The 13,685-nt window shown below is 64.9% G+C and carries 10 protein-coding genes and 2 pseudogenes; 6 read left to right on the forward strand and 6 right to left on the reverse strand.

The annotated features are described in order from the left end of the window. A pseudogene (locus ACL02S_RS10155) lies at positions 1-205 on the forward strand (LLM class F420-dependent oxidoreductase); the annotation flags it as partial. Between the two features lie 55 nt (positions 206-260). On the opposite strand, the gene ACL02S_RS10160 reads toward ACL02S_RS10155, so the two are convergent. Beyond that, the gene (locus tag ACL02S_RS10160; RefSeq protein WP_412802106.1) at positions 261-1,241 is read right to left on the reverse strand and encodes a hypothetical protein; all 981 of its coding nucleotides are present in this window, start codon (positions 1,239-1,241) and stop codon (positions 261-263) included. A gap of 299 nt (positions 1,242-1,540) precedes the next feature. Between ACL02S_RS10160 and ACL02S_RS10165 the strand changes: the two genes are divergently transcribed. Continuing rightward, positions 1,541-2,674 carry a GAF domain-containing protein gene (locus ACL02S_RS10165; protein ID WP_412802107.1) on the forward strand — a complete coding sequence of 378 codons (1,134 nt, stop codon included), beginning with the start codon at positions 1,541-1,543 and terminating at the stop codon, positions 2,672-2,674. A 213-nt stretch (positions 2,675-2,887) separates the two neighbouring features. Further along, positions 2,888-3,670: a methyltransferase domain-containing protein gene (locus ACL02S_RS10170; protein WP_412802108.1), complete on the forward strand. Its 783-nt coding sequence runs from the start codon at positions 2,888-2,890 to the stop codon at positions 3,668-3,670. Positions 3,671-3,690: 20 nt separating this feature from the next. On the opposite strand, the gene ACL02S_RS10175 is transcribed toward ACL02S_RS10170, so the two are convergent. The 3 genes from ACL02S_RS10175 to ACL02S_RS10185 are packed head-to-tail and all read right to left on the reverse strand — an operon-like array spanning position 3,691 to position 7,432. Next, positions 3,691-4,653 (reverse strand): winged helix-turn-helix transcriptional regulator, encoded by a 963-nt coding sequence (locus tag ACL02S_RS10175; RefSeq protein WP_412802109.1) that lies wholly within the window; start codon positions 4,651-4,653, stop codon positions 3,691-3,693. 13 nt (positions 4,654-4,666) lie between these two features. Beyond that, complete coding sequence (locus ACL02S_RS10180) at positions 4,667-6,184, reverse strand: carotenoid oxygenase family protein (RefSeq protein ID WP_412802110.1); 1,518 nt, start codon at positions 6,182-6,184, stop codon at positions 4,667-4,669. Between the two features lie 15 nt (positions 6,185-6,199). Beyond that, on the reverse strand, positions 6,200-7,432 hold the full coding sequence (locus ACL02S_RS10185; RefSeq protein ID WP_412802111.1) for an acetyl-CoA acetyltransferase: 1,233 nt from the start codon (positions 7,430-7,432) through the stop codon (positions 6,200-6,202). A 256-nt stretch (positions 7,433-7,688) separates the two neighbouring features. Between ACL02S_RS10185 and ACL02S_RS10190 the strand changes: the two genes are divergently transcribed. Together ACL02S_RS10190 and ACL02S_RS10195 are read left to right on the forward strand one after the other, a co-directional pair. After that, positions 7,689-8,924, forward strand: coding sequence for an acetyl-CoA C-acyltransferase (locus tag ACL02S_RS10190; RefSeq protein WP_412802112.1), 1,236 nt, complete (start codon positions 7,689-7,691; stop codon positions 8,922-8,924). 145 nt (positions 8,925-9,069) lie between these two features. Next, a pseudogene (locus ACL02S_RS10195) lies at positions 9,070-9,527 on the forward strand (VOC family protein). Positions 9,528-9,566: 39 nt separating this feature from the next. Here the strand turns inward: ACL02S_RS10195 and ACL02S_RS10200 are convergent. Together ACL02S_RS10200 and ACL02S_RS10205 are read right to left on the reverse strand one after the other, a co-directional pair. Then, positions 9,567-11,144 carry an AAA family ATPase gene (locus ACL02S_RS10200; RefSeq protein ID WP_412802113.1) on the reverse strand — a complete coding sequence of 526 codons (1,578 nt, stop codon included), beginning with the start codon at positions 11,142-11,144 and terminating at the stop codon, positions 9,567-9,569. 110 nt (positions 11,145-11,254) lie between these two features. Beyond that, positions 11,255-12,673, reverse strand: coding sequence for a serine/threonine-protein kinase (locus ACL02S_RS10205; protein WP_412802114.1), 1,419 nt, complete (start codon positions 12,671-12,673; stop codon positions 11,255-11,257). Positions 12,674-12,994: 321 nt separating this feature from the next. Between ACL02S_RS10205 and ACL02S_RS10210 the strand changes: the two genes are divergently transcribed. Next, on the forward strand, positions 12,995-13,645 hold the full coding sequence (locus tag ACL02S_RS10210) for a DUF4352 domain-containing protein (RefSeq protein WP_412802115.1): 651 nt from the start codon (positions 12,995-12,997) through the stop codon (positions 13,643-13,645). Positions 13,646-13,685: the final 40 nt, after the last annotated feature.

The following is a 13,685-nucleotide window of genomic DNA, read 5'->3' on the forward strand; positions in this document are numbered from 1 at the left end:
AGTGGCCACTCGTGCCGCGGCGATCGGTCGCAGTGTCGAGGAGCTGCGCGGAAACGGTGGCGGAGGCTCGCCGGCCGAAGTAGTCGATACGATCGGTCGCTACGCGGAAATCGGTGTTACCCGTATCTATCTGGGGATCTTGGATATCGACGATATCGACCACATCGAGTTGGCAGCCGCCGAAGTAATGCCACAGGTGAACTGATTCGTGCCATGACCGACCGGCGCCCCACCCCGAACCCCTCCCCCGGTGTCGGCGCCTACTGGATGGACCGCGCCAGTGCCGTAGTCGCCGCCCTGGCCCGCTCATCGGCGACACCATGTGCCAACCGGTTGCCCACGACCTGCCGGAGGATGTCCTTCGAGGCTCCGAAGGACGGGTCGTAGCTCAGCAGGAGAGGGATCGCGGTGGTGACGAGATAGTGCAGATAGGCATCGTTGCGATCGGCGACATCGCCGATCACGTCCATGGCAGTACGCGATAGACCGGTCGCACCTGCGAGTGCGAGCTGCGGGGTCTGGGGGATATCGGCCGAGAACGATGCCAGTGACCACAGTTCGTTGCGGCGCAGCAACGGGTTGGCTTTCAGCTCTCGGTGATAGGCGACAGCCGTATCCAGATCATTGGTCTGCAGCAATACACCGATGGCGCCGCTGCGATACGCGAACGCCGAACACCGTTCCGCGGTGTCCGGCGAGATCTCTGCCGGTACCGCACCGGTCAGTCTGGTGAGTTTGTGCACCAGAATCCCGTATCCGACGGTCGTGTGCAGGCAGTTGGTGCCGGTGTCCACCGCGTCGATCAGTTGGAGCGCCTTGTCGACGACCTCGCCGGGATCGGCAAGCACACTGGCGGCCGGGATAACGATCGCATCGAGCGCCGCGCTCTGTTTGGCGCCCCAGCACCGGGCCAGGTTCGATACCGCGTCTCGTTCATTACCCCGCATCACCCCCGCCGCGGCCTCCAGGGCGGTGGCCAGGTATTGCACACACTGCCCCTGGGCGACCAGCATCTCCAACCGGTCCCGCCGTACGGTGAGGCCGGACTCGGCGCAGCGACGTAGGGCCGATGCCAGGCGGGCGGCATTGCTGCGACCCTCCACATAGCGTGCCAAGCCGGGTACTGCGGTGATCAGACGTTGCAGCGTGACTCCGGACACTCCGTCCAGCCAGGATTCCTCCTGCCATAACCGGGATAGCGTGCTGCTCGGCACCTGGGCCAGGAAGGCGACGTCCGCCATGCTAAGCAGACTTGTCCCAGCAATCGCCGCCAGTGACTGTGGCGGCAGTAGGTCGAGTTGTGCCGCGCCAGCACTGCACGCCGCGTACCGACGTTCCGAACCATTCGCCCGCATAACACAATGCTATGGCGATTTCAAGAGTTATTCCATCTATGGGACAACTCTCGCCAGCGGCACAGTACCGGGACACGATTCGAACAGGAACCCGCTATGCCCAAAACCCGGTATGTCCTGGAGGGACGTCGATCATGCACCCTAACCCTGCCCGGTCTGTCGACGAAACATCCCGTCATCATTCGGTGCAGCCTGGTTCGGGGCAGGAGCCGGTACGCCGCACTTCGGCTTCGGAGGAACTGAACCATTACGGACAGATCGGACGACCTGATTCGCGGCGGGGCTGGACGGTAGTCGAAACACTCGCGGGGCCGGACCGGGCATCGATCGTGCTGGACGGAGTGGAGCCACGCGTTTTCTCCCCACTCGCCTATACCAATGCCGCACCAGACCGTGTGGTGGCGCGCTTTTTGGCACCTTTGGTGCAGGAATGCGCCGAATCGGGACGGACTCGCGACAAGTGTGTCACGCTTCCCGATAAGCGGGTGATGCGGTTGGTAGCCGTACCGGTGCTCGGCCCGTCCTGCGGCGTCTACGGAGTCGCCATATGGGTGGGCAGCATCACCGGACAGCTCCCCCCAGTGCCGGTCATCGGCACAATCGAGTGGCAGGCGTCCGGGGCCGTCACCGCTTCCCCTGCGGCGCAGTACCTCCTCCGGCCACGGCATGGCGACTTCCCGCGCGGATACATGGTCCAAGAAATACCCGCGCACCTGGATTGCTGGGATGACCGTGCAGCCTTTCTCGCGGTCTTCGATCCACAGGAACCCACAGCGCACTGGGCCGGTACGGCCACGAAGAATTACGAAGACGGCTCCCGCAGACAGCTGCACATCGCTGTCCGCAGCGATGGCAGCACCGATCCCGACCGGACGACACGCGCGATCGTCTGTGAGGTCACCAAAAGCCGGGTTCCGGTCGACTCCGGCCTGCACTCCCTGAACGAACCGCGCAGGCCGATTTCGTCCGATCACGCTCTGGCATTGGTAGATCTGAAGACCGGCTTCGTACGCGAATGGCTGACTGTCGAGCGCACTCCGCTGGCAGGCTGGCGACACCACAATCCAGAACTCGATGAGGAAAGTCGGCTTCTGGTAGCTGTCACCTGCGTCGAACTCGATACCGGTGGGCGTGAGTCCGCGGACCTCCGAGTGCGTGTGCGCTGCTCACCCGACGACGATTGGGTACTGCTCGACGCCAAGTGCCGCCGCATCTGTGCGGGCGACCGGCCACAAGCGCTCATCGAGATAGCCCCTATCGCGCCGACATCGATACCGCTGGTACGGCAGTGCCGGACGTGCCAGGAATTGGTGCACTGATCGTGACCTGGTTCCTGGGTGATCGGCAGTTCCTGGGGTAACCAGCGGCCGACCGGCGGTATCGTCGCGCTCCGGCCCGCACGCGCCACCCGCATCACGACCACCGCACCGGCTGTAGTGATGGGAGGACGACTACCGAGTATGTCCCGTGAACCCAGAGCACCCCGCTGCGCCCCATCGTTCCACACGGACTCGATTCCCCGCGATCGCTCCGTGGACACCGCCCATGCGGACCTGACCGCCGAATTGATCGGCTTGCTCGACCTGCAAGCAGCGACACCCGGGATCCAACGGATACGCCGATGGGGGCACGAGGCATTGAACGTCGGACCAGGAGAACGTGCCTTGGACGTCGGCTCCGGCACCGGTACCGAAGTACTGGAATTCGCCGAACGGGTCGGCCCCGCCGGTGAGGCGACCGGTATCGACCCGAACCCCGCGATGCTCGACACCGCCGAAACCCGCGCCGACGCAGCGGGTGCGAACGCCCGCTTCATCGAGGGCTCCGCCTACCACCTGCCGTTCCCGGACGACTACTTCGACGCGGTCCGTTGCGAACGCGTCTACCAGCACCTCGACGACCCCACCGCAGCCACCGCCGAAATCGTCCGAGTCCTACAGCCGGGCGGACGCGCACTGCTCATCGACACCGACTGGCCAACCATGATCACCCATCCCGGTAACCCCGAAGTCGTTGCCCGTCTGAATGCGGCGATACTCGCCCCCACCCCGAATCCCACCTCCGGCCGCCGTCTGCGTGGCCTGCTCTGCGCCACTGGATGCACGATCGATGACATCCGAGCGGAAACCGTGATCTGGAACCCGGAGAACATCCGCCCGCTGCTCAGCCAGATGACCGATATCGCCCTCGCCGATGGTGCGATCACCCGACAAGAACTCCTCGACCTGACCGCCGACCTGGAGGCGGGGATCGCCACGGGCGACTACCACTTCTCGGTGACCCTATTCGCCGTACTCGGCCACCGCACGAGGTGAACGAGTACATCGCTGCGCGCTTATCGCGGCCGCACCTCGATATCCGCACCACGCAGCGGCTCGGCGCAGTGCGCACAGGTGAGCACGGCCAGGAACTCGGCACCGCACTCCCGGTGTGTCCACCGTAATGCCGGACCTTCCTGAGCCTGGTACCAGCGCTCAGCCCACTGCAGAGTTGTCACGACGACCGGGAAGAATCCGAGCCCTTTTCCGGTCAACCGGTACTCGGCCCAGCCCGACCGCCCCGGGAGCCGCAGGGGCCTCAAGACACCACGTGCGCACAGATCATTCAGGCGTTCGGTCAGCAGGCTGGGCGGGATGCCGAGGGCATCCTGGAAATCCGAGAATCGTCGGACCCCTTGAAAGGCGGCACCGACCACCGCCGAAGACCAACGATTACCGAATACGGCCATGGTCTCGGGAAAGAAGCCCGGGTGATCACCGCGCTGCCTGCCACGCGGGCGGCGCCGGGTCGTCGCCTCAGGGACCGAGCGCGGCCAGCGGCCACTCGGCCCCCATCGGGTACTGACGTGGGCGGCATCGGCGCGCCCGGCGCAACTCGAACAGCACAGCAGTGGAGCGAACTCCGCACCACAAACCCGGTGCCGCATAACCGGCAGCACTTCGTGATGGTCGGGAACCCAGGTACGCTCCCACTCCCAGATGGACAGCAGGATCGGCCACACCGAGCTCCCCCGTGGCGTCAGCACATATTCCGCGCGGAGCGGATGCTCTTGATACACCCGCCGCTCCAGCAGTGATTCCCGCACCAGCGTCTCCAGCCGCGCGGCCAGCACCGCATCGGAGATCGGCAACTCGGCGCGGAACCGGTGGTAGCGTGTCGCGCCGAGCACCGCGCACCGCAACAACAGCAGCGTCCATTCGTCACCGAGCAGACCGAGCGTTCTTGCCAGCGCGTTGGCGGACCCCGGCTCGAGCAGGGTCGGCGAGGATGTCTCCGGTACTACCCTGCTGCTCACCACCCGGTACACACTGTCATAGTCCGACTGCCTCGGCAGCGGTGTCCGCGGTGCGCCAGCGCCGCAGCTCGGCACCGTCGGCCCAGGTCGAATGGGTACCGCTGGAGATACGTTCCGGCAGCCGCAAGGTGCATACCGGGCCATCGGACACCCGGGCGGCATCGAGCACAAGGCAGTACGAGGCGTCGGCGTTCATATCGGTGGTCAGGGTGATCAGATAGCCGTCGTCCTCGCCGGTGCTGCCGACCCGCGGTGCCATGGCGGCCTCACTGCCGTAGACACCCTCGCCCAAGGACAACCGCTCTTCGGTACCGGTGTGCAGATCGTGGCGCACCAGCCCGTCGAAGAGGAACCATCCCGGTTTTCCTGAAGCCGCCCAGGTATAGCGGTAAGGCCGGCCTGCGTGGCCACTGTTGATCATGCCGAACTCGGTGATGCTGTCGGTGAGCCGCTCCTCTTTCACCTGTCCGGTGGCGAGGTTCAACCGCCAACGGTGCAGGCGAGTCTGCATGCGATCCAACGCCAGGAATCGGAAGGCTCGTTCCCATTTGTTGCCCATCCCGTTGTCGGCGGGTTCTGGATCGCCTTGGAAGAAGCCGTCGAGCACGATCTCGTCGCCGTCCTCGTAAGCATTGGTGAAGTGCAGTACGAAGGTCGGCTCGGCCTCGAACCAGCGGATCTCGCTGGTCTGGCCGCGCCTCGGGATCACCGCGAACCTGGAGGGGATATCGCGATGCAGCCGCGGAATGTGCCGTCCCTTCGCCAGCGCCTCGGCGGGCCAGAACAGCGGGAAATCGTTGAGGATCGCGTAGTTCTCGGTGAAGGCCATATCGTGGGGCAGCCGTGGTCCCGGCAGCGGGATATCGACGTAGTGCGCCAGCGTGTTATCGGCGTCGACGACGCCGTAGTGCATGAACGGATCCTGTTTGCTGTAGTTGAAGAACAGCAGTTCGCCGGTGTGGTCGTCGACCTTGGGATGGGCGGAGACGCCCCACTCGAACGGGAACTTGCCGCCCCAGGTCTCCTTACCTCTGGTTTCGGCGGTGAACGGATCCACCTGGTACAGATCGCCGCACATATAGAAGCTGCTCAGTGCCATACCGCGGTGCACGATCACATCGGTGCTGGAGGCATCTTTCATCCGCTCGCGCGCGCCCCAGCCCCGCTCCCGTGCGGCCAACTCGGGCGGCTCCGAGACCCCGGCCCATAAGGCCGAACCTGCCGCCATCTCGGCCATCAGACCGTCGGTACGCACGAACCTGTTGCGGTAGAAGGCCTTTCCATCACGGAAACCCACTACGTGAATCATCCCGTCGCCGTCGAACGGGTGGTAGTTCTTCAGCGAAGGATGTACGGGGTTCTCGGTATTGCGCAGATACACGCCATCGAGATCGGCGGGAATCTCCCCATCGACGACCTCGAGGTCATCGGCACGCCATTCGGTCGTCTGCGGGCGCCAGGGGCCGGTCCGGTACGGGTGATCATCATCCTCCGGCAAGGTGGACAGCAACCGACCGACGATTTCGACATCCATGATGAAGTTCTCCTCTCACCCGCGAACGGCAGACGCACTACCGACGACGAAACTGACTGTGGTGGCGGTACTTCCACCGATATTGAGGGTGCAGAATGTGCGCGCTCCCTCGACCTGATAGTCCCCGGCCGTGCCCGCTACCTGACGGGTGGCATCGAGCAACATCCGCACCCCCGTGGCGCCGACCGGATGGCCGCCGCCGATAAGACCCCCGCTCGGGTTGATCGGCAGCCGCCCGCCGAGCGCGATATCCCCGTTCTCGATCGCCTTCCACGACTCTCCCGGCCCGGTGAGTCCGATATGGTCGATCGCGAGATACTCACTGGCAGTGAAACAGTCGTGGGTTTCCAGCCCGTCGAGCGCATCCAGGCCGATACCAGCACGAGCGAAAGCATCGTGCACCGCTCGCCGCACATGCGGCATGACATAGGGATCGCCCTGCGAGCGACGCAGTTTCTGCTCCAGCGGCAGCCCGACGGTACGGTGGCCCCAGCCGAGCAGCCTGGCCAACGGCCGCAGGTGCTGATTACGGCGCAGATAATCGCTGGTCACGAGAACGAGACCCGCTCCGCCGTCGGTGATCTGGCTGCAGTCGAAACGACGTAACCGACCATCGACAACCGGGTTGTCCACATCCGATACCGCGCCGGTCAGCGGCGGTACCGTCCAGTCTCGGGTCTGGGCGAGCGGATTGCGGCGCGCATTGGCGAAATTGAGTTCGGCGATCGCCCGCAGGTGCGCCTCGTCGAGACCGAAGCGATCGGCGTATTCCTCGGCGATCCGGCTGAACATATGCGGCCAGACGAACTTCACGTCCCCGGCCTCGTGCCCGGTCCACGCGGCGGTGCCGAGATACTGCGCGGCGGTATCGCCAGGTACGGTCTTCTCCAGCTCCACCCCGACGACCAACGCGGTGTCGTAGTTCCCCGCGCGCAGGTCGGCCAGCGCCGACAACACCGCGATACTGCCCGAAGCGCAGGCCGCCTCGTGTCGCGCCGCCGGTACCTCCCACAGCTCGTCGCATACCGTGGCGGGCATGGCGCCGAGCTGCCCCTGACCGGTGAACAATTCCCCGAAGGCATTGCCGACGTGCACCACGCCGATCTGCTCACCCCGCATCCCCGCCGCGTCCAGTGTGCTGTCCACGACTTCGCCGGTCAGGTCGGCGATGTCCTTTCCTTCCCTGGCGAGGTTTCTGGCGAAATCACTCTGATAGCCGGCCAATACCCAGATATCGGTGCCGGTCATGGGCGCTCCCTTACTTTTCCGATCGCCACCTTGTCGATCGCTGCTTTTCCGATCGCAGCCCGCTCGGTCGCGGCCTTCGCTCGCGCAGCCTTCGGCTCTCACGTCCGTACCCGCCCGGGAAACGGACATCCGAACTCGGCCCTGGTATCAGGGGTTGACTCTCGGATACCAGGGGTTGGCAAAGCCTCGCCGTGAAGCTACAACTAACAGAGTAACTCTCTCTACTGAAGTATCGCAGCCTTTCCGAGGAGATCGCATGGCCGACGTCGCACCGATCACGCAAGCGGATGCCCTGGTCCTGGACTACGTCCGCACCCCACGCGGTCGCGCCTCGGCCAAGGGGTCACTGTCCGGCCACACCCCGGTCGAGCTCGTCACACACCTGCAGCGCGAGCTCGTGCGGCGCAGCGCTGTGGATGTGGAACTGATCGAAGACGTCGCGCTCGGCTGCGCATCCCAGGTCGACGAACAAGGCGCCGACCTCGCCCGCACCGCGACCCTGTTGGCCGGATGGGGCGAACGGGTTCCCGGCGTCACCCTCAACCGGTTCTGCGCCTCCGGTATCGACGCGGTCGGGCAGACCGCCGCCCGGATCCGCGCGGGCGATCTGGACCTCGCCGTCGCGGGCGGGGTGGAAAGCGTCTCCCGGGTACCGATGTTCGCCGACCGTGGCCCACTGTGGACCGACCCGGCCACAATCCGCGATATCGGCTCGGTCCATATGGGAATCGCGGCCGACCTCAATGCCACCATCGAGGGATTCACCCGCACCGAACTCGACAGCTACGGCGTGGAGACCCAGCGCAAAGCCGCCGCCGCCCGCGAGCGGGGCGCATTCGCCCGTTCGCTTGTCCCCGTTCCGCCGGACACACAAGGCCGCGGCCTCGATCACGACGAGCTCGTCCGCGCCACCACCACCCTCGAGGGTCTCGCCGAACTACAGCCCGCCTTCGCCGAACTCGGCGCACAGGGACAGGACGCGATCGCGCTCACCGCCAATCCGATCGTCGACCGGATCGAACACTTGCACACCGTAGGCACATCACCCGCCATGGCCGACGGTGCGGCACTGCTGTTGATCGGCAACAGCGACACCGCCAACCGCACCGGATTACCGCCCCGTGCCAGGATCCTCGCCGCGGCAAGCACCGCGGTCGACCCGGTCATCATGCTCACCGCAGGACAGAGCGCGGTCGAAAAGGTCATCGCCAAGGCGGGGCTCACCCCAGCGGATATCGACGTATTCGAATTCGCCGAGGCGTTCTCCGCGCTGTGCCTGCGAATTCGGCGCGACCTCGACCTCGACCGAGAACGACTCAACCCCAACGGCGGCACCATGGCGATGGGGCACGCCTTCGGCGCCACCGGCGCGATCCTGGTCGGTAGTTGCGTCGAAGCCCTGGAGGAACGCGACGGCCGCTACGGCGTCGCGGCCGTCTCCGGCGCGGCGGGACTCGGCGTCGCCGTCCTCGTCGAACGCCTCATCTGCTGAACATCCATCTCGCCCAGCCCACCGGAAACAGCGGACCGAACCTGTCGGACCCCGGTGGCAGAATCGCCACGCTGATCAAATACCTCTCCGCGATTCACCTACTGCGCGAACGCTACCCGCGATCCGCCACGAATGGAGTTGCCCGATGAGTCGTCACCTCCAGGTCACCTTCGATGCCAATGACCCGAAAGCGCTGTCCACCTTCTGGCGCGACGCACTGGGCTACGTCCATCCCGGCCCGCCAGGAGTCGACCTGCCCGCCGATGCCGACCCATTGGCCGCATGGGACGAATTTCTCACTCGGATCGGCGTACCGGAAGAACAACGCAATAAATCGGCCATCGAGGACCCGGACGGGCACGGCCCACGACTGTTCTTCCAGCAGGTGTCGGAAGGCAAAGTCGCCAAGAACCGGGTCCACCTCGATATCCGCGCGGCTCCAGGCCTGCAAGGGACAGAACGGATGGCGGCATTGGAGGCCAATGCGATCGGCTTGTCGCACTCGGCGCGAAACGGATACGTCGCCATGAGCCCGAGCCGCCGCTGAGCGCGGGCTTCCTCGTACTGGCCGATCCCGAGGGCAATGAGTTCTGCCTGGACTGATCCGGCGATAACGCCGACTCGATAGTCACGGACGCCGGATCAGGCACGGAGCAAGGTTATCCGGCGTCCGGCCGGGCTGGTGGTCGTACTGAACCGGGTGCGTTGGGTAATAGGCTCGGCCTCGGCACGACAGTCGAAGATCACCAGCACCCCGGTGGACAACCCCATCCGGTCCAGACAGCCGTCCAGCTGGACCAGCCCCTCGTCCAGCGGGTCGGCGCGGCCATCGCGCCGCACCTTCAGCTCCAGCGCTTCGCGCTGCTCCGCGCGATGGCCATCCGCACCGGTATAGGGCTGCCGGACCAGCAGATCGATCCGTCCGCGACCGACCCCGTACTCGCGATCGATATACCCGCCACCGTTCACGATCCGGTGCAGGAATGCCATCAGCACCAGCTGCGGCGCGACCTCCCGGTAGCTCTGTTTCGACGCCAGGATCTCCCCGTGCAACTTCCAGAACGAGATGAACTCGTCCAATAGCCGAGGAAAATCCAGCCGACCGTCCTCGAGCCGGAACCGGTACGGTTCGGCGGTGATGTTCTCCTCGATCCCCGAACCCAACACCCGGACGATCACCTCGTTGTAGATCGGATTCGCCACCCGCACCGGCCGATCCCGTGCGATCAACCCCAGATCTCGGACATAGGACAACGCATCGGTGAACTCGATATCACCGTCCACATCCCTTCCCGCCAACAGTGGTTCGATCACCTGCCGCACCCGCGGCTGGGTGAGCTTGTCCACCAGTGAATCCAAATGGGTGGCCCGTGCGACGATCAACCGTTCCTTGGCCTGGTCGATATGGTCATCGGTGATCGTGGTCTCGACCCGCATCCCATCGACGACTTCCGCGGCCAAGGCGTTGACCAGCCATGGCTGGCCCTGGGTGTAGTAGAACGCCAAATCCAGTGCACGGGGCGTGAATTCCTGCCCAGTGGCCGCGGTGTGCTGGGCATACAGCGCGACCACCTCGGCACGAGTGAAATCGCCGAGACGGATGGACTCGACCTTGATATTGAACGGGCTGGAACTACCGAGCCGGACAGGGTCGCCCCCGGCAGCGGCTTTGTAGTCACGGACATCCCGCAGCCCGCACAACACGATCGAGTGCACGAACCCGCGCCTGTTGGTGGTGTAACCGTCTCGCAACTGTCGCAGGACATTGATCAGACCCATGCCACGCAAAGCATCGATCTCGTCGAAGAACAACACCAGCGGCCGAGGGCACTGTTCAACCCAATCGGCGAGACCATTGCCCAGCATGGTTCCGGGCGCGGATTCCGGCCAGGGCAACGGGGGCATCAACTCCGGTGCCACGCGGGCCACCCGCGCTGCTCGCTGTATCCGGTCCAGAATCGCCCGTTCGGCACCGGCGAAATCGTCCCCGAACGAAGCTGCCACCTCACACGAGAAATGCAGCGCCAGGTACCGCCCCTCGTCGGTGAGCCGACGCGCCAACTCGGCCAGACTGGTGGTCTTACCCGTCTGACGGGGTGCGTGCAGCACGAAATACTGGCCGCGCGCTATATGACGGCAGGCGTCAGGAAGCCGTTCCGCCGCAGGCAGCATGTAGTGCATATCCGGATCGCACGGCCCGGTGGTGTTGAAGTACTTCACGTCCCTCCCTGCCTCGGCACGAGCAGCCCGACGTGGACTCACCGGAAGCCTACTCGGGTCGGTGCTGGTCAGAAGAGCGCGTGCGGTACGCCGAACAGCGACATCGGCCGTCAGGTCGCCTCGATATGTTCGATCTGCTTCGCCAGGTCGATCACCCGCCGATCCTGTTCCCCGTAGCGAACCGCCATCTGACTGTGCAGCCGTTGTAACCGCGCCAGCGCGGCAGTGACCTCGCCGGTGTGCACATCGCAGGCGGCCAGTTGCCGTTGGCAGTGCATGACCTGATCGTCATAGGGGCCGCGTTCTGCGGTGAGATCGGCGATGAGGGGGCGGTAGAGGTCGGCAGCACCGAGATAATCGGCGCTCTCGAACCGGAGGGCGGCGAGTGCCGCGCGTGCTTCGATCACATCCGCATCCCGGGAACCGAACAGCGGAACAGCTTCTGCTACAACAGTTCTCAGTTCACGAATAGCGGGCTCGTAGCGGGATTCGTCGGCGAGATCCCTGGCCATCCGCAGTACGCGCGCCAGATCACCGCGGCTGAAATCGGCTGCGCGCGCAGCACCTTTCGCGGAATCGGCCGGCTCGCCCCCACTGCGCACTATGGCCTCCCGCCCGGCCTTCACTGGGGTGAGCGTGCCGACTGCGAGGGCATACAGGTGCGCCGGGCTGCCGGGATCACTGATCTCGGGAAGCTCACCGAGGCCATGGGCATACCGCAGCAGGATGGCGTGCACGGTGGCCGCGTCGGCGGGACGCTGGTGGGGCGCTTTGGCCAGCATGCTCATGATCAGCCCGGCCATCGGCTCGGGCATCTCGGGGCAGGACTGCCGGATATCGGGCGGCGGCAAATGGATCTGGTTCTGCCAGACCAGATACGGGGAGCTGCCGACCATAACTCGGTCACCGGTGAGCAATTCGTGCAGCACCAGCCCGAGCGCGTACAGATCGGTCTGCGGCACGACCGCCGCGCCCTCGACCTGTTCGGGCGCCATGAACGCCGGGGTGCCGAGCGTATGGCCGGTAACGGTGTAGCGGGTCATATCCGCGCCCAGCGCCACGGCGAGCCCGAAATCCAGCATTTTCACCGTCCCGTCGGCGCACAGCATGAGATTCGACGGTTTCAGATCGCGATGGTAGATGCGGTGGCGATGAGTAGCCGCCAGCACCGCCGCGGCTTGCGCACCCAGCGCGGCGACCACACCGACCGGCAGCGGACCACGCCGGGTGAGCAGATCACCGAAGGTGATGCCGTCGACGAATTCCATCACCAGATAGGACCGTTCGGCCGCGGTGATGCCCGCGTCGTAGATCGCGGGCATACCGGGATGACTCAGCCGCGCCATCAGTTCCGCCTCCCGGAGGAAGCGTTTGCCCCAATCCGGATCCTGTTCGAAGCCCTGATGGGTGAACTTCACCGCGACCCTGCGCTTCAAATTCTGGTCGAAGCCCTCGTAGACCTGTCCCATACCGCCCGCGCCGATCTCTCGGATCAGTTCGTAACGGCCGCCGATGAGTTGCGGTTGCATCGACGCTACCTCCGTGAATCCCTGAACCACGCCACCTTACTCGGCACAGGTCGTCGCGGCAGCGGCAGCCATCCACCGCGACCTGCCCACCAAGCGTTCGATCCCCGAATCACTGCCGGATCGGCTCGCACTCGCGCAACCGCGAAGACAGCGTCGGCGCCTACACCCCAGCCGACACGTGAGCAAAAGTCAATTCAATTTTTCATATTGACAATGCTTTCATATGTTTATACAGTTTGCATCACTCCGAGCCAACTGATGTGAAACCAATAACCATCCCCTGTGAACCGTTGAGTTATCTACCGCACCGTGAGGAAAGCCATGACACACCAGCCCGGCCCTCCCCCCTACGCAACGGGGCCCGTCCCGCCGCAGCATCCGGTGCAGCCCAAGAAGTCGAAAACACCCAAGATCCTGCTGCTTGTCGTCGTCGCCATCGTCGCCTTCTGCGGAATCGGCGGGTTGATAGCCGGGGCGGGTGGGGATGATTCGCCTGCCACCACCGATTCGGCTGCCGACGCGAAAGCGGATTCACCTACCGCACCGGGCCCGGCCGCCGCGGAGAACGAGCCCACCCCCGGACTGAATACCCCGGTCCGGGACGGCAAATTCGAATTCGTCGTCACCGGGGTGGAGACCGGCGTCGCGGAGATCGGCGACAACCCGTACCTGCGCAAGACCGCACAGGGCAGCTACACCATCGTGTCGATAACCGTACGCAACATCTCCGATGTCCCATACGGCTTCTCCCCCGGCAACCAGGACCTCTACGACACCGAGGGTCGCAAGTTCGGCAACGACAGCATGGCCGCGATCAGCTTGCAGCCCGATACCAGCCTGTACGCGAGCATCAACCCCGGCAACACGATTACCGCCCAGATGGTGTTCGACCTGCCCGCCGAAGCCCAGCCCGATTACATCGAACTGCACGACTCGATGCTCTCCGGCGGAGTCACCGTCTCACTGCGGTGACCGATCCGCCCCGCCGACCGGGCAGGCCCGTCCAGCGCAC

The sequence above is a fragment of the Nocardia spongicola genome (assembly GCF_047200775.1).
Taxonomy (GTDB): domain Bacteria; phylum Actinomycetota; class Actinomycetes; order Mycobacteriales; family Mycobacteriaceae; genus Nocardia.

Coding starts and splice junctions, on each gene's coding strand:
- ACL02S_RS10180 (WP_412802110.1), bottom strand. CDS start 6,184: ATGGATGTCGAAATCGTCGGTCGGTTGCTGTCCACCTTGCCGGAGGAT.
- ACL02S_RS10185 (WP_412802111.1), bottom strand. CDS start 7,432: ATGACCGGCACCGATATCTGGGTATTGGCCGGCTATCAGAGTGATTTC.
- ACL02S_RS10160 (WP_412802106.1), bottom strand. CDS start 1,241: ATGGCGGACGTCGCCTTCCTGGCCCAGGTGCCGAGCAGCACGCTATCC.
- ACL02S_RS10190 (WP_412802112.1), top strand. CDS start 7,689: ATGGCCGACGTCGCACCGATCACGCAAGCGGATGCCCTGGTCCTGGAC.
- ACL02S_RS10210 (WP_412802115.1), top strand. CDS start 12,995: ATGACACACCAGCCCGGCCCTCCCCCCTACGCAACGGGGCCCGTCCCG.
- ACL02S_RS10205 (WP_412802114.1), bottom strand. CDS start 12,673: ATGCAACCGCAACTCATCGGCGGCCGTTACGAACTGATCCGAGAGATC.